Annotated in this window: 14 protein-coding genes; 4 read left to right on the forward strand and 10 right to left on the reverse strand. The window is 65.2% G+C overall.

The window, feature by feature from the left end; translation table 11 throughout:
* Positions 1-140: 140 nt before the first annotated feature.
* From IM733_RS17625 to IM733_RS17635, 3 genes are all read left to right on the forward strand, one after another.
* The gene (locus tag IM733_RS17625; RefSeq protein WP_248917812.1) at positions 141-2,834 is read left to right on the forward strand and encodes a putative bifunctional diguanylate cyclase/phosphodiesterase; all 2,694 of its coding nucleotides are present in this window, start codon (positions 141-143) and stop codon (positions 2,832-2,834) included.
* 105 nt (positions 2,835-2,939) lie between these two features.
* Positions 2,940-3,608, forward strand: coding sequence for a peptide-methionine (S)-S-oxide reductase MsrA (gene msrA, locus IM733_RS17630; protein WP_248917813.1), 669 nt, complete (start codon positions 2,940-2,942; stop codon positions 3,606-3,608).
* Between the two features lie 3 nt (positions 3,609-3,611).
* Entirely contained in the window at positions 3,612-4,226 is a 615-nt protein-coding gene (locus IM733_RS17635) for a glutathione S-transferase (RefSeq protein ID WP_248917814.1), read from the forward strand.
* 160 nt (positions 4,227-4,386) lie between these two features.
* On the opposite strand, the gene creD is transcribed toward IM733_RS17635, so the two are convergent.
* The 4 genes from creD to IM733_RS17655 all read right to left on the reverse strand — a co-directional run bounded on the left by creD (position 4,387) and on the right by IM733_RS17655 (position 8,688).
* Positions 4,387-5,715 carry a cell envelope integrity protein CreD gene (creD, locus tag IM733_RS17640; protein WP_248917815.1) on the reverse strand — a complete coding sequence of 443 codons (1,329 nt, stop codon included), beginning with the start codon at positions 5,713-5,715 and terminating at the stop codon, positions 4,387-4,389.
* A 201-nt stretch (positions 5,716-5,916) separates the two neighbouring features.
* The gene (gene creC / locus IM733_RS17645; protein WP_248917816.1) at positions 5,917-7,350 is read right to left on the reverse strand and encodes a two-component system sensor histidine kinase CreC; all 1,434 of its coding nucleotides are present in this window, start codon (positions 7,348-7,350) and stop codon (positions 5,917-5,919) included.
* Entirely contained in the window at positions 7,350-8,030 is a 681-nt protein-coding gene (creB, locus tag IM733_RS17650) for a two-component system response regulator CreB (protein ID WP_248917817.1), read from the reverse strand. The genes creC and creB overlap by 1 nt, the downstream gene beginning before the upstream one ends.
* A 157-nt stretch (positions 8,031-8,187) precedes the next feature.
* Positions 8,188-8,688, reverse strand: a complete 501-nt coding sequence (locus IM733_RS17655) for an ATP-dependent zinc protease family protein (protein WP_248917818.1) — start codon at positions 8,686-8,688, stop codon at positions 8,188-8,190.
* Between the two features lie 182 nt (positions 8,689-8,870).
* Between IM733_RS17655 and IM733_RS17660 the strand changes: the two genes are divergently transcribed.
* A complete protein-coding gene (locus tag IM733_RS17660) occupies positions 8,871-9,758 on the forward strand; it encodes an acyltransferase (protein WP_248917819.1) in 888 nt (295 codons plus the stop codon).
* 80 nt (positions 9,759-9,838) lie between these two features.
* Here IM733_RS17660 and IM733_RS17665 read toward each other — a convergent pair whose 3' ends face one another.
* The 6 genes from IM733_RS17665 to IM733_RS17690 all read right to left on the reverse strand — a co-directional run bounded on the left by IM733_RS17665 (position 9,839) and on the right by IM733_RS17690 (position 17,007).
* Complete coding sequence (locus tag IM733_RS17665; RefSeq protein WP_248917820.1) at positions 9,839-10,408, reverse strand: DUF2780 domain-containing protein; 570 nt, start codon at positions 10,406-10,408, stop codon at positions 9,839-9,841.
* A gap of 155 nt (positions 10,409-10,563) precedes the next feature.
* Complete coding sequence (gene fdhA / locus IM733_RS17670) at positions 10,564-11,763, reverse strand: formaldehyde dehydrogenase, glutathione-independent (RefSeq protein WP_248917821.1); 1,200 nt, start codon at positions 11,761-11,763, stop codon at positions 10,564-10,566.
* Between the two features lie 251 nt (positions 11,764-12,014).
* The gene (gene purU / locus IM733_RS17675) at positions 12,015-12,872 is read right to left on the reverse strand and encodes a formyltetrahydrofolate deformylase (protein ID WP_248917822.1); all 858 of its coding nucleotides are present in this window, start codon (positions 12,870-12,872) and stop codon (positions 12,015-12,017) included.
* An 11-nt stretch (positions 12,873-12,883) separates the two neighbouring features.
* Complete coding sequence (locus tag IM733_RS17680; protein ID WP_248917823.1) at positions 12,884-13,516, reverse strand: sarcosine oxidase subunit gamma; 633 nt, start codon at positions 13,514-13,516, stop codon at positions 12,884-12,886.
* Between the two features lie 141 nt (positions 13,517-13,657).
* Positions 13,658-16,675: a sarcosine oxidase subunit alpha gene (locus IM733_RS17685; protein ID WP_248917824.1), complete on the reverse strand. Its 3,018-nt coding sequence runs from the start codon at positions 16,673-16,675 to the stop codon at positions 13,658-13,660.
* A complete protein-coding gene (locus IM733_RS17690) occupies positions 16,672-17,007 on the reverse strand; it encodes a sarcosine oxidase subunit delta (RefSeq protein ID WP_248917825.1) in 336 nt (111 codons plus the stop codon). Before IM733_RS17690 ends, IM733_RS17685 begins: the two co-directional genes overlap by 4 nt.
* Positions 17,008-17,023 lie beyond the last annotated feature (16 nt).

Consider the following 17,023-nt stretch of genomic DNA (forward strand, 5'->3'; position numbering starts at 1 on the left):
CACGCTTGAAGAAATCCGCATATCGGCCGACAACCTGTTCACAGCATCCCCCATGGCCGCTTGCCAGCCCATGGGACATGATGCAACCTTGCCCGATGCGCCGCTTTCCAGGCAGCGCCCCCTGTTCAAGCGAGTCTTCGATGAAAAGCCAACCCGATGCCGCCAGCCGTGTGGCGGCCGAGGTCGTCACGCAGCTCCCCGTGCCCTCGCGGCTCGGCATGCTGCGTTTCGAACGGCTCAACGAAGCCAGCTGGGCCATGCTCTACCTCGACCCCGCCTGCGACCGCCAGTTTGGCCTGCCCGCCGCCGAACTCTGCGCCCTGATCGGCTCGCCCTACGCCAGCCTCATGGAGCCGGAGGCGCGCTACAAGCTGCACGACGAGATCCAGCGGCAACTGGCTCTGCGCGGGCACTACCGAGTGCGCTACACCCTGCACGCCAGCCCGCTGGCGCTGCGCCTGCTGGAAGTGGGCGAGAGCTACAAGCAGCACAACCGCCAGCTGCTGCGCGGCTACCTGACGGTGATGGACGACCAGCAAGACGAAATGGCGGAGCTGGACACCGACGACCTCGAATCGCGCAACAATCGCCTGCAACTGGCCCTGCAACTGAACCAGCGCGCCCAGCAAGAGCAACTGGAGCATCTGGAGCGGGTACGTGCCCAGCAGGACCTGATCCTGCGCCTGGCCCGCCAGCGCTACAGCGTGGGCAATTCGCTGCTTGAAGCCGCCGAGCTGATCACCCGCAGCGCCTGCGAGATCTACAAGGTCGACTGTGCCAGCATCTGGTACCTGAACGACCAGCGCCTGGAGCCCATCAGCGCCTGGTACCGCAGCGAACAGCAGCATCGCCTGCCGGAAGCGATCGACGCCAGCCGCTTCCCCGACTACCTCGACGCCCTGCACGCCAGCCGCGCCATCGACGCCCACAACGCCAGCCACGACCCACGCACCCGCGACATGGCCGAGTCGCTGTACAGCACCGATGACAATGCCATGCTCGACGCCAGCATCCGTATCGACGGCCAGGTGGTCGGCGTGCTGTGCCTGGAGCAGACCGGCCAGCCACGGGCCTGGCAATCCGACGAAATCGCCTTCGCCGGCGAGCTGGCCGACCAGTTCGCCCAGGTCATCAATAACCACAACCGACGCACCGCCGCCAGCGCCCTGCACCTGTTCCAGCGGGCCGTTGAACAAAGTGCCAGCGCCTTCCTGCTGGTCAACCGCGACGGGGTGGTGGAGTACGTCAACCCAAGCTTCACCGCGATCACCCAGTACAGCACCGAAGAGGTCCAGGGCCATCACCTCGGCGAGCTGCCTGCGCTGGAAAACCTGAGCGAGCTGCTGTTCGACTCGCCGTCCAGCCTGGCCATGGGCAACAGCTGGCAGGGCGAATTCAAGAGCCGGCGCAAGAACCTCGAACCTTACTGGGGCCAGCTGTCGATCTCCAAGGTGTACGGTGACAACCGCGAGCTCACCCACTACATCGGCATCTACGAGGATGTCACCCAGACCAAGCTGGCCCAGCAGCGTATCGAGCGCCTGGCCTACACCGACAACCTGACCAACCTCGGCAACCGCCCGGCGTTCATCCGCAACCTCGACGAGCGCTTCGCCCGCGACAGCAACACGCCGATCTGCCTGCTGCTGGTGGACATCGACAACTTCAAGCGGATCAACGACAGCCTCGGCCACCAGACCGGCGACAAGCTGCTGATCAGCCTGGCCCGGCGCCTGCGCAACAGCCTGAGCAGCGGTGGCAGCCTGGCGCGCTTTGCCAGCAACGAGTTCGCCGTGCTGCTCGACGACACCAGCCTGGAAGACGGCCAAGGCGTCGCCCAGCAGTTGCTGCGCACCCTCGACAAACCGATGTTCGTCGACAACCAGCTGATCAACGTCACCGCCTCCGTGGGCCTGGCCTGCGCGCCGCTACATGGCAGCGACCCGGCGACGCTGATGAAGAACGCGGGCCTGGCCCTGCACAAAGCCAAGGCCAATGGCAAGCACCAGGTGCAGGTGTTCACCGAAGTGCTCAATGCTGAGGCCAGCTACAAACTGTTCGTCGAGAACAACCTGCGCCGCGCCCTGACTCAAAACGAACTGGAAGTGTTCTACCAACCGAAATTGTGCCTGCGCAGCGGCCGCTTGCTCGGGCTGGAGGCGCTGCTGCGCTGGAACCACCCCGAGCGCGGCATGATCCGCCCCGACCAGTTCATCAGCGTCGCCGAGGAAACCGGCCTGATCATCCCGATCGGCAAATGGGTGGTGCGCCAGGCCTGCCGCAAGAGCCAGGAACTGCGCGGGGCCGGCATGGGCAACCTGCACGTGGCCATCAACCTGTCGCCCAAGCAGTTCTCCGACCCCGAGCTGGTCGGCTCGATCGGCAGCATCCTCAAGGAGGAAGCCCTGCCGCCGCACCTGCTCGAGCTGGAACTGACCGAAGGCCTGCTGCTCGAAGCCACCGAAGACACCCACCGCCAGCTCGACGAACTCAAAGCCCTGGGCCTGACGCTGGCGATGGACGACTTCGGCACCGGTTACTCGTCACTGAGCTACCTGAAGAAGTTCCCGATCGACATCATCAAGATCGACCGCAGCTTCATCAACGAGATCCCCGACAACCAGGACGACATGGAGATCACCTCGGCGGTGGTGGCCATGGCCCACAACCTCAAGCTCAAGGTGGTGGCCGAAGGGATCGAGACACCGGAGCAGCTGGCGTTCCTGCGCCGCCACCGGTGCGACGTCGGCCAGGGCTACCTGTTCGACCGGCCGATCCCCGGGCGCGAGCTGGCCGAGAAACTGCGCCGCTATCCACGCGGGCCGATGGACTGACAGCGGCCTGAAGCTCGGGCACTATAGAGACCATTCGGGCCCGTTCGCCGGCTTGCCGGCGAACGGGCCAACACCCATCCCACTGCAAAACACAGAGGAACGGCCATGGTCCTGCGTTCGGAAATCCTGGTGAACAAAAACGTCCTGCCCACCGCGGAACAGGCCCTGCCTGGCCGCGAAACCCCGATGGCCCTGCCCGAGTTCCACTACGTGTTCAAAGGCACCCCGTTGCTCGGCCCGTTCTTCGAGGGCGACATCGACTTCGCCATCTTCGCCCTGGGCTGTTTCTGGGGCGCCGAGCGCCGCTTCTGGCAGCGTGACGGCGTGGTCAGCACCGTGGTCGGCTATGCCGGCGGCTTCACCCCCAACCCCACCTACGAGGAAGTCTGCTCGGGCCTGACCGGCCACACCGAAGTGGTCCTGGTGGTGTTCGACAAGAACAAGGTCAGCTACCGCGAGCTGCTGACGATGTTCTGGGAACTGCACAACCCCACCCAGGGCATGCGCCAGGGCAACGATGTCGGCACCCAGTACCGCTCGGCGATCTACTGCACATCGCCGCAACAGCTCGAAGAAGCCAAGGCCAGCCGTGACGCCTTCCAGGCCGAACTGAGCAAGGCCGGCTTCGGCGAGATCACCACCGAAATCGAGCAAGCGCCCACCGTTTACTTCGCCGAGGCCTACCACCAGCAGTACCTGGCCAAGAATCCGGACGGCTACTGCGGCATCGGTGGCACCGGTGTGTGCCTGCCGCCCAGCCTGCAAGGTAACTGAGCCATGATCCTGTACCACTCGCCGCTGTCGCCGTTCGTGCGCAAGGTGATGATCGTGCTGCACGAGACCGGGCAGCTCGAGCGCGTGACCCTGCAAGGCGTCAACATCAGCCCGGTGAACGGCGACGACCAGCTCAACCAGGGCAACCCGATCGGCAAGATCCCGGCCCTGCGCCTGGACGACGGCAGCGTGCTGCACGACAGCCGGGTGATCTGCGAGTACCTCGACAGCCAGCACGTCGGCAACCCGCTGATTCCCCGCGAGGGTTCGGTGCGCTGGCACCGGCTGACGCTGGCCTCACAGGCCGATGCGATCATGGATGCGGCGGTGGCTTCGCGCTACGAGACCTTCCTGCGCCCTGCGGACAAGCAATGGGACGGTTGGGTCGAGGCGCAGGCCGAGAAGATCCGCCGCAGCCTGATGAACCTGGAACAGGCGCACCTGGCTGAACTGGCGTCGGGGTTCGATATCGCGGCCATCGGCGTGGCCAGTGCGCTGGGCTACCTGGACCTGCGCCAGCCCGGCTTCGGCTGGCGTGAGCGCCAGCCTGGGCTGGCGGCGTGGTATGCCGAGGTGAGTGAGCGGCCGTCGATGGTGGCCACAGCCCCGACGCTCTGAACGACACCACCGTCCTGTAGGAGCCAGCCTTGCTGGCGAAGGGGACCATGACATCCCCAGGCAAGGCTGAGCCTTGCATCGCCAGCAAGGCTGGCTCCTACAGTGGCGAACAGTTGGCCGATGCGACCAGCCAACCACCGCCCGATCTCCCTATCCTCCCTCATACCCCCCTCCCCACCCGCGACCAGTCCAACCGCCGGGTCAGCACCATGAACACGCCCAGCAGCCCGAAGCACAGTAGCGACCCCATCAACAGCGCATAGTCCTCGGCACTGAGCAGCCCGTAGAGCATCGCGTACAACGCCGCCAGCCCCGCCGCGAAGCCAACCCCGCGCCCCAGGCTGCGCAACACGTGCACCAGGTAGAAGCCGATCAGCAGCACGCAGCCCACCGCCGACAGGCCATAGGCCAGGCCGAAGCCCAGGTGTTCCGACAGCGACAGCAGCAGCAGGTAGAAGAACGCCAGGGCCACGCCCACCAGGATGTACTGCACCGGGTGCACGCTGAGGTTCTTCAGCACCTCGAACAGGAAGAAGCCGGCAAAGGTCAGGGCAATGAACAGCAGCGCGTACTTGATCGCCCGCTCGCTCTTGAGGTACTGGTCCACCGGGTCGACGAAGCTGACGCCGAAGGCACGCTCGTTGAAGTCGCCGCACTTGCCGACGGTTGCGCAAAGGCGCACGACCTCTTCCAGGTTGGTGGCGAAGAACGACGTCTGCCAGTGGGCGCTGAAGCCCTTTTCATCGATGGCGCGACGACTGGGCAGGTAGCTGCCGACGAAGCTCGGGTGCGGCCAGTTGGCGCGCATGTCCACGGTGGTGCTGCGCCCAACCGGCAGCACCGCCAACTGGCCGGTGCCCAACAGAGCCAGGTCGAAGGCGTAGTCGAACTCGCGGGCCTTCTGGTCGCTCAACTGCGGCAGCGGCACATGCACCCCGCCAGGCAACCAGTCGACACCGCTGCCAGCCTCGAACGGCAGGCGCTGGTCATCCAGGGTCAGTTCCAGGCTGTTCTCGATGCCACGAATATCGCTGATGCCGACCATCAGGAACGGCTTGTCGAAACGGTAGTCGTCGTAGTCCTTCTCGATGCCCCAGCGCTCCGGCAGCTTGAAGCGGCCACTGACCTGGCTCTTGGCGTGGAACAGGCGCGCCTGGTAGATGCCGCGGGCGCGCAACTCGGTATCGACGCCCACATCCATCGCGAAGGTTTCCGGCAGGAAATAGAGATTGCCGTGCATCGTGGTGGTCTCCTGGACGCTCGTGCCATTCTTGTCGATCCAGCGCCGCTCGTACTTGCGGTAGGGCACCACCAGCACCGGCCCGCTGACCACCTGGTCGAAGCTCGAACTGGCGGCGATCTCGCCCAGTACGTTGTTGCGCAGTTGCTGCCGTTCGTCGATCAGGCCGCCGATCATCAGCAGGGGTATGAGCAGTAACAGGATCAGCGTGCCGATCAGGCCAAGCTTGAAACCTAGGGTCTTGTTCATGGGGTGGGGCTCCGTTTGCGATGGGGGCAGTGTCTGCCCGCCGCGTGGAGCCCTCAGGGAGGGAATGTGGAGATTGTGTGGAGATTACCCACGATCTGCGGCACGACATCGCCCCTGTAGGAGCGGCTTTAGCCGCGATCCCCCGCGAATCGCGTTGTCTATATCGCGGCTAAAGCCGCTCCTACAGAGATTTACGCCGGTTCAGCTGACCCGTCGCGCTGGTAGCCACAGGCGCACCCGCACCCCACCTTCGACGTTGTCCACCGCCAGCGACCCGCCGTGCAGTTGCATCACCTCGTCGACGAAGTTCAGCCCCAGCCCGGTGCTCTTGCGGCCCGTCCCGGGCCTTGGCAACGAATAGAACCGCTCGCTGACCCGCCCCAGGGCGTACTCGGGTATCGCCTGCCCCTGGTTGAACAGGCTCAGCGCCACCCGTTCGCCCGCCCGCTCCAGGTCGAACAGCAAGGCGCCACCCGGCGGCGTGAAGTCCAACGCATTGTCCAAGAGGTTGGCCAGCGCCTGGCGCATCAGGAACGGATCGCACCACAGCCGGGTAGCGACCGGGACACGCTGGCGTACCTGCAGGCCCGCCCCTTCGATACGTGCTACGTGAGCAAGCAGCAGCTCATCGACCAGCGCCGCCAGCGCCACCTGCTGCTCGTCCTCGAGCGCCTGCATCTGCTCGACCCGGGCCAGGTTGAGCAGGCGCTCGATCATCTGCTGCAAGCGCTCGCTCTCACGCTCGATATTGCCGGCGAAACGCGCCCGCTGCTCCTGCGGCATCTCGCCTTGCAGCAGCTCGGAGGCGCCACGTATCGCCGCCAGCGGGCTCTTGAGCTCATGGGTGAGGGTGTGCACGTAGCGCTCCACATAAGCCTTGCCCTCCAGTTGCGTGCGCATGCGTTCCACCGCCGTGGCCAGTTGCAGCAGCTCGCCGCCCTTGTAGTGCGGCAAGGCGGTGCGCTCGCCCTCGCTGACCGCCTGGGCGTACTGGGTGAGCCGGCGCAGCGAGCGGGCCAGCCACCACGACAGCGCCGCCCCCACCAGCAACCCCAGTACGATCAGCCCCAGCCCGAGCGTCAGCAGGTGTTGTTCGGAGCGGTCGATGTACGGTTGCAGCGAACTGTTGGGCTTGGCCACTGTCACCACGCCGATGATCCGGCCCTGATCGAGAATCGGCGCCGCCACGTGCATCACCGAGGTGCTTTCATCGTCCGGGTCGCTGCGGGTGGAACGTGCGCCGTACTGGCCGCGCAAGGTCAGGTAGACGTCGTTCCAGCGCGAGTAATCCTTGCCCAGGTCCTGGCCGCTTGAGTCGAGCAGGACGATGCCCTTGGCGTCGGTGACGTAGATCCGGTGGCTGACCTGGTTCTTCGCCAGCCCCCAGATCTGCGCGCTCGGGCGCCGCTCACCGTACAAGGCGAGTACCTGGGGCAGGCGGCTTTGCCCGAGGGTGCCGGCCTTGACGTCGTCGTGGAGGATTTCCGCCAGCAGGTTGGCGGTGTCCACCAGGGTTTCCTCGGAGGACTGGCGCACCACCGGGCGGATCTGTTCGCGCACGGTGTTGAGCAGGAAATAGCCCGCCAGCCCGACGAACAGGAAGTACACCAGGAAGATGCGAATCCCCAGGCGCATCAGGCGTGCTCCGGGCTGTAGCTGTAGCCCAGGCCACGGTGGGTCTGGATGGGTTCGGCGTCGCCGGCCACCTGTCGCAGCTTGGCCCGCAGGCTCTTGATGTGGCTGTCGATGGTGCGCTCGTAGCCCACGTCCGAGGCCACGCCCAGGCCGTCCAGCAGTTGCTCGCGGCTGAACACCCGCCGGGGTTGCTCGAGCAGGCATTGCAGCAGGCGGAATTCGTGGCGGGTCAGCGCCAGTGGCTGGCCACGGTAGAGGATGCGCATGGCCAGGGTGTCGAGCTGGAACGGCGCTGACTCGGTGACGGGCTCGGGCCGCGGCGCCATGCGCTTGAGGATCGCCCGCACCCGCGCCGCCACCTCGCGTGGGCTGAAGGGCTTGACCACATAGTCGTCGGCGCCGATCTCCAGGCCCAGCACCCGGTCGATCTCGGCGTCGCGGGCGCTGAGGAACATCACCGGCACCTCGCTGAAACGGCGCAGCTGGCGGCAGGTCTCGAAGCCGCTGATGTCGGGCAGGCCGATGTCGAGGATTACCAGGTCGGCCGGGCGCAGGCGCTGCTGCTCGACCGCGGCGCTGCCCAGCGATACCCATTCGGTGCTGTGGCCGTCGGCCTGCAGGGCGTAGACCAGGGTGTCGGCGATGGCGGATTCGTCTTCGACGATGAGGATGTGGGGCATGGCGTCCGGCCTTGCTAGGTTGAAGGCTGGACTGTGAAGCATATCCAGATGCCGGTGCAATCCCTGTAGGGGCGGCTTCAGCCGCGATAGCGTCGGTCATGCGAACCGAGCTGGGGCCATCGCGGCTGAAGCCGCTCCTACAGGTGTTGGGTAGCGCTTAACAGCCCGGATTGCCCGCCGTGAACTTCTCGCGCGGATCCACCGCCGCCTTGAACTTGCGCAGGGCCTTGGAGCCGATCAGCAATGGGTAGCGGAAATTGCTGCGGTCGACCAGGTTGACCTCCACGGTGCGCTTGACGTCGCCCAGGCACATCTCCAGCTCGATCACCGGCCGGTGCGAGAGATCTGGCGTATCACCTTCTTCTTCCTCATCGGCGCGGTTCTTGATCTTGCTGATGCGCGCCACTTCGTGCTCGTAGACCTTGTCCCCGGCACCCTCGGTGGCCAGGCGGAAGCGCACCCACTCGTTGCCGTCACGGGTGAACATCTCGATATCCTTGGCCGACAACGAGGCGGTCCAGGCACCGGTGTCCATCTTGGCTTTCAAGGTCTGGCCGATCTCCGGCAGCTTGATGTTCTCGTATCGGCCGTACAGGGTCGGTTCGGCGGCCATGACTGGCAGCGCCAGAAGGGACAACAGGGCAAGCAGGGATTTCACAGGGCAGGCTTCCTTGAGAGGGGTCAGTGCTTAGACTGCGCACGCAGGATAGGTTCGTTGTCACAGGCTAAACAACACAATGTGAAACATTTGTACCAATTAATGGACGTACGACGTTTGGCTAAGGACCGTCCCCTGCTTATCATTGCCGACCGTTTACCTCACACCACAAGAGTCCCCTTATGCGTCGCCTGCTGACCGGCACCCTCACCCTCACCCTGCTGCTGCTCAACACCCTGGTGATGATCGGCCCGCTGCTGGTGTTCGCCCTGCTCAAGCTGGTGCTGCCCGGCCGTGGTCGCGATTATGCGTCGGCGGCGGTGATGTGGGTCGCCGAAACCTGGTCGGAAGTCGACAAGGTCATCTTCGCCCTGTGCATTCCCACGCAATGGGACATCCGCGGGGTGGACACGCTGCGCAACGACACCTCGTACCTGTGCGTCAGCAACCACCAGACCTGGGTCGATATCCCCGCGCTGATAGAAAGCCTCAACCGCCGCGTGCCGTTCTTCAAGTTCTTCCTCAAGAAGGAACTGATCTGGGTGCCGCTGCTGGGCCTGGCCTGGTGGGGCCTGGACTACCCGTTCATGAAGCGCTACAGCAAGGCCTTCCTCGACAAGCACCCCGAGCTCAAGGGCAAGGACCTGGAGATCACCAAGGCCGCCTGCGAACTGTTCAAGCGCCAGCCGGTGACCGTGGTCAACTATCTGGAAGGTACCCGCTTCACCGAAGCCAAGCGCGAGCAACAGCAGTCACCGTACCGTCACCTGCTCAAACCCAAGGCCGGCGGCGTGGCCTTCGTGCTGGCGGCGCTGGGCGAGCAGCTCGACGCACTGCTCGACGTGACCATCGTCTACCCCGGTAACAAGGCGCCGGGGTTCTGGGACCTGCTCAACGGCAGCATCAGCCGGGTGATCATCGACATCCGCGTACGTGAGCTGGACCCGGCGCTGAGCGAGGGGGATTACGAGACCGATCCGGCGTTCCGCCAAGTGGTGCAAGGCTGGGTCAACCAGCTGTGGGAGGAGAAGGACCAGCGGATCGAAGAACTGCGTGCCGAGATGCGTTGACAGGCGGTTCGCCGGCAAGCCGGCGCCTACGGGCAACCTTCTGTAGGAGCCAGCCTTGCTGGCGAACCCAGGAACTTGCGTCAGACCGAAGGTGCGACGGCGGCCGGAGTGGCCCACAGGTTGCCCAGGTTCTGCAGCAGCGAGCTGGCGATGCCCTGCTGCCCAAGGTATTGGAGGATCAACGGGGCGAACTGGCCGATCATCCCGGTCTCCATGCCCAGCGCCTTGAACACAGTGTCCAGGTCGTTGCGGTCCTGCACCTCGCCGCCCAGGGCATTGCTCAGGGCGGAGGAATTCTTGTCATTACCCAGCAGCTGCCCCAGGCCGCTCAAACCGCCCAGCGCACTGTTGCCCGACAGCAGATCCAGCCCCGGCACAGCCTTGGCCAGTTGCCCATAGTCGTCACCACTGAGGTTGTTGCGCGCCAGCCCCAACATCGCCCCCGCCCCGCCAATAGCCTGCTCAGGCGTGATCTTCAATTCGCTGCCCAGGCTGTTGAGCAGGTTGGCCTGAGCCGCCGGTGCCTGCACCTGGCCCTGTGGATGCGGACTCTGCGCAGCAGACACCGCATTGGCGACATCGCCGAGGTTGAGGGCGAACACCGGGCTTGCGGCCAGGGTCATCAGGGTTGCCAGGGTGAATGCTTTCATCGGGAGGGACCTCGTCGGCCGGGATGGCCGGGAAACGAGGGGTTGGACTGGGTTACCGAAGGTTTGTTCCAGCCCGGCCATCGCTGTTCATCTCGACGGGCCGGCCTGCGGTGCGTGGGGCTGCCACCTATCCGGTGGCGCCCCACTGCCAGCCATCACGCCGCGCTGAAGGTCTTGTGTGGGTCGATCACGAATTTCTTCGGCACGCCTGCATCGAACTCGCCATAGCCTTCAGGCGCCTGATCCAGGCTGATCACTTGCACCCCCACCACTTCGGCGATGTTGATGCGGTCCCACATGATCGCCTGCATCAGCGCACGGTTGTACTTCATCACCGGGGTCTGGCCGGTGTGGAAGCTGTGCGACTTGGCCCAGCCCAGGCCGAAGCGAATGCTCAGCGCACCGATCTTGGCAGCGGCATCCACCGCGCCCGGGTCCTCGGTCACGTACAGGCCCGGAATACCGATCTTGCCGGCCACACGGGTCACCTGCATCAGCGAGTTGAGCACGGTGGCCGGGGCCTCGTGCTTGGCACCCTCATGACCATGGCCACGGGCCTCGAAGCCAACGGCGTCGACGGCGCAGTCCACTTCCGGCTCACCGAGGATGTCGATGATCTGCTCATGCAGCGGCGTGTCCTTCGACAAGTCGACCACTTCGAAGCCCTGGGCCTTGGCATGGGCCAGGCGGGCGGGGTTGAGGTCACCGACGATGACCACCGCGGCGCCCAGCAGGCGGGCGGAGGCAGCCGCGGCCAGGCCGACCGGGCCGGCGCCCGCGACGTAGACGGTGCTGCCCGGGCCAACACCCGCGGTGACGGCGCCGTGATAACCGGTCGGCAGGATGTCGGACAGGCAGGTGAGGTCGCGGATCTTCTCCATGGCCTTGTCGCGGTTAGGCAGTTTCAGCAGGTTGAAATCGGCGTAGGGCACCAGCACGTACTCGGCCTGGCCACCGGTCCAGTCGCCCATGTCGACATAACCGTAGGCGCCGCCGGCACGGGCCGGGTTGACGGTGAGGCAGACGCCGGTGTGCATCTCTTTGCAGGAGCGGCAGCGGCCGCAAGCAACGTTGAACGGCACCGACACCAGGTCGCCGATCTGCAGGTTTTCGACGTCACGGCCCTTCTCGATCACCTCGCCGGTGATCTCGTGGCCCAGTACCAGGCCGACCTGGGCAGTGGTGCGGCCTCGGACCATGTGCTGGTCGGAGCCGCAGATATTGGTGGAAACCACCTTGAGGATGACCCCGTGCTCGATCTTCTTGCCGCGCGGGTCCTGCATTTTGGGGTAGTCGATCTTCTGCACCTCGACCTTGCCCGAGCCGAGATACACCACTCCACGGTTACCAGACATGCTTCTTACCTCGCTTGATTTGTAGTTATGCAGCGGTGGTGGAAAGCGCCGCCGTCCGTGGGCGGCCTGTGTTACTGGAATGAGGGGGATTGTGGGCTGGATGGGCGGTTGGGCGGTGACTGGATGCGACAGGGGGATATCTGATTGCGCCGAGCCGCCGCCCCTGTAGGAGCCAGCTTGCTGGCGAACGGCAGCACCGGGGTGGCGTGGCTGTTCGCCAGCAAGCTGGCTCCTACAGGGGGCGGGGTGGATCAGAGAACGACTGTGCGATTGGCGTTGAGGAACACCCGTCGCTCGATGTGGTAGCCCACCGCCCGCGCCAGGGTCAGGCATTCGATATCGCGGCCCTTGGCGATCAGGTCCTCGGGATAGTGGGCATGGTCCACTACCTCCACACCCTGGGCGATGATCGGCCCTTCATCCAGGTCGTTGTTGATGTAGTGCGCCGTGGCGCCGACCATCTTCACACCCTTGTTGTACGCCTGGTGATACGGTTTGGCGCCCTTGAATCCGGGCAGCAACGAGTGGTGGATGTTGATCGCCCAGCCGTCCAGGCGCCGGCACAGCTCCGGCGACAGCACCTGCATGTAGCGGGCAAGAATGACCAGCTCGGCGCCGGTTTCCTCGATCACCTGCAGCACCTTGCGCTCCTGCCCGGGCTTGTCGTTGGGGTCGAGGGCGAAGTGGTAGTAGGGGATCTTGTGCCAATGCGCCAAGGGTTCGAGGTCGGGGTGGTTGGACACCACCGCGACCACGTCCATGGCCAGTTGGCCAATGCGCTGGCGATACAGCAGGTCGTTCAGGCAGTGGTCGGCCTTGGACACCATGATCACCACCTTGGGGCGGTGATTCGGCGCGGTCAGCTCGAAGGCCATGCCGAATGCTTCACTGCGCTGCGCCAGCCCAGCGCGAAAAGCGTTCTCGTCGAAGCCATCCGGGGCGCGGAACTCCACGCGGATGAAGAACCGCCCCGACAGCCGGTCATCGAAGGAATGGTGCTCGGTGACGTAGCAGCGCTGCTCGTAGAGATGACGCGTCACCACATCGACCGTGCCGAGCATGCTCGGGCAGTCGGCGGTGAGAATCCAGGTGTCCGGTGCCCGACTCATGTTGTTGCTCCTTAAGCTTCGATGGCCAGGCCATACTCGGCCGACGCGTCCTGCAGCCACAGCCACCAGTAGTCGGAGAAGCTGCGGCGGATCACCAGCTCCCAGGTGTCCTCGGCGGTACGACGGATCACCAGTTGCGACTTGGCGAACACGGTGCCGACGGCCTTGCCGACCGGGAAGTTGTTCGGGTGTACATCATAGCTGGTGGATTTCATCAGTACGTCACGCACGTTGGGGCCGCGCAGTTCGAGCAGGGTCTGCCCGCCGCTGACGTTGACCACCTGGATGTGCTGGCCATCGAGGGCGTCGCGCAGCTTCTGCTCCACGGCGAACTCCTGGCCGCCGGGGACGATCAGCAACCACTCGTCCGGGCCCACCCATTGCAGTGACATCTCGTTGTTGGCGACCACGGTCAGGGCCACCGGCAGCTCCAGGCCCAGGGCCTTGTGCACGCCGCCGGCGAAGGCCTGATCGTGGCCATCACCACGGATAGTCAGGTGGCCAAGCAGTTTCTTTTCGCGCAGGGTCACACCTGCGTTCTTGCGGCCTTTACCCACCAGGCTGGCCAGGTCGGCGTGGTGCAGTGGCGATTGGGCCTTGGCGTCGGCGCCTGGGTTTTGCTGGAAGACGTTGATAGCACTCATTTCTTACCTGCCTTGAATTCTTGTTCGTCGATACGACGCAGCAGTGTGGTGAGGCCCTGGGCCCTGTTCGCCGGCGAGCCGGCTCCTACAAGAAGCCGGCTTGCCGGCGAACAGGGCCTGGCCTGCCCCACAGCCCCGGATTCAAACGTTCTGCCGCTCGCCTTTCGGGTCGAAGAACACCGAAGACACAATCTCGGCCTCGATCACGCTGCCGTCGGCCTGGGGCGAATACACTCGCTCGCCCAGGCGCTTGAGGCCGCCCTTGACCACACCCATGGCAAACGAATAACCCAGGGAGTTGGCCGCATAGCTGGAGGTGACGTGGCCGACCATGTCCATCGGGATCGGCTGCTTGGGGTCGAACACCAGTTGGGCACCTTCCGGCAGCCACACGTTGGGGTCGACCGGCTTCAGGCCCACCAGCTGCTTGCGGTTCTCGCGCACGGTGTCCTCGCGGTTCATGCCGCGCAGGCCAATCCACGAGAACGGCTTGTTGCGGCCCACGCACCAGCTCATGTTGAGGTCGTCCGGGGTCATCGAGCCGTCGGTGTCCTGGCCGACGATGATGAAGCCCTTTTCGGCGCGCAGTACGTGCATGGTCTCGGTGCCGTAAGGCGTGAGGTTGTACTGTTTACCCGCCTCGACGATCTGCTCCAGCACGCCCATGGCGTAGTTGGCCTGGACGTTGATCTCGTACGACAGCTCACCGGTGAACGAGATGCGGAATACCCGCGCCGGCACGCCGCCGACCAGGCCTTCCTTCCAGCTCATGAACGGGAAGCCTTCCTTGTCCAGGTCGATGTCGCTGACCTCGGCCAGCAGCTTGCGGCTGTTGGGGCCGGACAGGGTCATGGTCGCCCAGTGGTCGGTGACCGAGGTGAAGTACACCTTCATGTCCGGCCATTCGGTCTGGTGGTACAGCTCCAGCCATTGCAGCACGCGGGCGGCACCGCCGGTGGTGGTGGTCATGATGAAGTGGTTGTCGCCCACGCAGGCGGTCACACCATCGTCGAAGACCATGCCGTCTTCTTTGCACATCAGGCCGTAGCGAGCCTTGCCCACATCGAGCTTGGTCCAGGCGTTGGTGTAGATGCGGTTGAGGAATTCGCGCGCGTCCGGGCCCTGGATGTCGATCTTGCCCAGGGTCGAGGCGTCCAGCAGGCCGACGCTGTCACGCACGGCCTTGCACTCGCGGGCCACGGCGCTGTGGATGTCTTCGCCGGGCTTGGGGAAGTACCACGGGCGCTTCCACTGGCCGACGTCCTCGAACTCGGCGCCGTTCTTGATGTGCCAGGCATGCAGGGCGGTGAAGCGCACCGGTTCGAACAGGTGGCCGCAGTGCCGGCCCGCTACCGCGCCGAAGGTCACCGGCGTGTAGTTGGGGCGGAACATGGTGGTGCCCATTTCCGGGATGCCGATCCCCAGCGAACGGGCGGCGATGGCCAGGCCGTTGATGTTGCCCAGCTTGCCCTGGTCGGTGCCGAAGCCCAGGGCGGTGTAGCGCTTGACGTGCTCGACCGACTCGAAGCCTTCGCGGGTGGCCAGCTCGATGGCCGCGGCGGTGACGTCATTCTGTTGGTCGACGAACTGCTTCGGCGCACGGGCGGTGCCCTTGTCGTGGGGTACCTGGAACAGCGCCACGGTGGCCTCTTCCTTGCGCGCCAGGGTTTTCGGCAGGGTGCCGGCACTGGCCTTGAAACCGGCCTCGGTAGCCGCGCGGACACCGCCTTCGAAACCGTCGGCGATCACATCGCCCAAGGCGTAGACACCGTTCACACCACCGACGCAAACACGCTTCTGCGGTGCGTCGCCCGGCACGAAGCCGAGGATGTCTTCACGCCAGACCGGGCGACCGCCCAGGTGCGAGGCCAAGTGCACGACCGGGCTGTAACCGCCGGAAGTGGCGATGAGATCGCAGTCGAGGGTCTCGCCAGGGCTGGTGACCTTGTGTGCTTGTACATCGATAGCGGCCACACGGGCGCCGGTGACGTGCTTGCTGCCCTTGGCCTCGATCACGGCGCTGGAGGTGAGGATGCGGATACCTTTGGCGCGGGCCTCTTCGACCAGCGAACCGCGCGGGTTGTGGCGGGCATCGGCGATGGCGACCACCTGCAGGCCCGCATCGTGCCAGTCCAGCGCGCAGCGGTAGGCGTGGTCGTTGTTGGTCGACAGTACCAGCTTGCGGCCCGGCGCCACGCCGTAGCGGCGTACATACGTCGAGACCGCGCCGGCCAGCATGTTGCCCGGCAGGTCGTTGTTGCCGTACACCAGCGGGCGCTCGTGGGCGCCAGCGGCCAGCACCACACGGTTGGCGCGCACGCGGTGCACGCGCTGACGCACCTGGCCGATCGGCGCGCGGTCGCCGAGGTGGTCGGTGAGGCGCTCGTGGATGGTGAGGAAGTTATGGTCGTGGTAGCCGTTGACCGTGCTGCGCGGCAGCAAGGTGACCTCCGGCAGCGACTCCAGCTCGGCGACGACGGCGTTGACCCAGTCGGCGGCCGGTTTGCCATCCAGCGTCTCGCGGCTGTCGAGCAGGCTGCCGCCGAACTCTTCCTGTTCATCGGCGAGGATCACCCGGGCACCGCTGCGTGCGGCGGCCAGGGCAGCAGCCAGGCCGGCAGGGCCGGCGCCGACGATCAGCACGTCGCAGTGCTGGTTCATGTAGTCGTAGCTGTCCGGGTCGTTCTGCAGCGGCGCGCGGCCAAGGCCCGCCGCCTTGCGGATGTACTTCTCGTAGGTCATCCAGAACGACTTGGGGTACATGAACGTCTTGTAGTAGAACCCGGGCGGCATCATGTTGCCACCGACCTTGCCGATGATGCCCATCATGTCGTTGTTGACGTTCGGCCAACCGTTGGTGCTGGTGGCCACCAGGCCGGCATACAGGGCCTGCTGGGTGGCGCGCACGTTGGGGATCTGGGTGGCTTCGCTGGAGCCGATCTGCAGGATCGCGTTGGGCTCTTCGGTGCCGGCGGCGATGATCCCGCGGGGGCGCGAGTACTTGAAGCTGCGCCCGACGATGTCGACGCCGTTGGCCAGCAGCGCGGCGGCCAAAGTGTCGCCGGCATAGCCTTGGTAGGTTTTGCCGTTGAAGCTGAAGTTCAGCACCTTGCTGCGGTCGATACGGCCGCCGCTGGCGAGGCGATAGGTCTGGCTCATACTTTTTCCCCTTGGCCCTTGGCGGTCGCTGGCGCGGTGCTCTGTTTCGAGGTCGCGGTGACCTGCGGCTTCTCGCCGATCTTGTAGGTTTCCAGGACCTCGTAGGTCACGGTGTCACGAGTGACGTTGAAGTACTGGCGGCAGCCGGCGACGTGGTCCCACAACTCGTGGTGGATGCCACGCGGGTTGTCGCGGAAGAACATGTAGGTGCCCCACTCCTCGTCGGAGCAGGCGTTCGGGTCCAGCGGGCGGGCGATGTGCGCCTGGCCTGATGCGTGGAATTCTTCCTCGGAGCGCAGCTCGCCGCAGTGGGGACAGAAGATTTGCAACATGACGGTTGTCTCCGGG

The organism is Pseudomonas entomophila (assembly GCF_023277925.1).
Classification (GTDB): Bacteria; Pseudomonadota; Gammaproteobacteria; order Pseudomonadales; family Pseudomonadaceae; genus Aquipseudomonas; species Aquipseudomonas entomophila_D.

Coding starts and splice junctions, on each gene's coding strand:
- msrA (WP_248917813.1), top strand. CDS start 2,940: ATGGTCCTGCGTTCGGAAATCCTGGTGAACAAAAACGTCCTGCCCACC.
- creC (WP_248917816.1), bottom strand. CDS start 7,350: ATGCGCCTGGGGATTCGCATCTTCCTGGTGTACTTCCTGTTCGTCGGG.
- creB (WP_248917817.1), bottom strand. CDS start 8,030: ATGCCCCACATCCTCATCGTCGAAGACGAATCCGCCATCGCCGACACC.
- purU (WP_248917822.1), bottom strand. CDS start 12,872: ATGAGTCGGGCACCGGACACCTGGATTCTCACCGCCGACTGCCCGAGC.
- fdhA (WP_248917821.1), bottom strand. CDS start 11,763: ATGTCTGGTAACCGTGGAGTGGTGTATCTCGGCTCGGGCAAGGTCGAG.
- IM733_RS17625 (WP_248917812.1), top strand. CDS start 141: ATGAAAAGCCAACCCGATGCCGCCAGCCGTGTGGCGGCCGAGGTCGTC.
- IM733_RS17665 (WP_248917820.1), bottom strand. CDS start 10,408: ATGAAAGCATTCACCCTGGCAACCCTGATGACCCTGGCCGCAAGCCCG.
- IM733_RS17685 (WP_248917824.1), bottom strand. CDS start 16,675: ATGAGCCAGACCTATCGCCTCGCCAGCGGCGGCCGTATCGACCGCAGC.
- creD (WP_248917815.1), bottom strand. CDS start 5,715: ATGAACAAGACCCTAGGTTTCAAGCTTGGCCTGATCGGCACGCTGATC.
- IM733_RS17635 (WP_248917814.1), top strand. CDS start 3,612: ATGATCCTGTACCACTCGCCGCTGTCGCCGTTCGTGCGCAAGGTGATG.
- IM733_RS17690 (WP_248917825.1), bottom strand. CDS start 17,007: ATGTTGCAAATCTTCTGTCCCCACTGCGGCGAGCTGCGCTCCGAGGAA.
- IM733_RS17680 (WP_248917823.1), bottom strand. CDS start 13,516: ATGAGTGCTATCAACGTCTTCCAGCAAAACCCAGGCGCCGACGCCAAG.
- IM733_RS17660 (WP_248917819.1), top strand. CDS start 8,871: ATGCGTCGCCTGCTGACCGGCACCCTCACCCTCACCCTGCTGCTGCTC.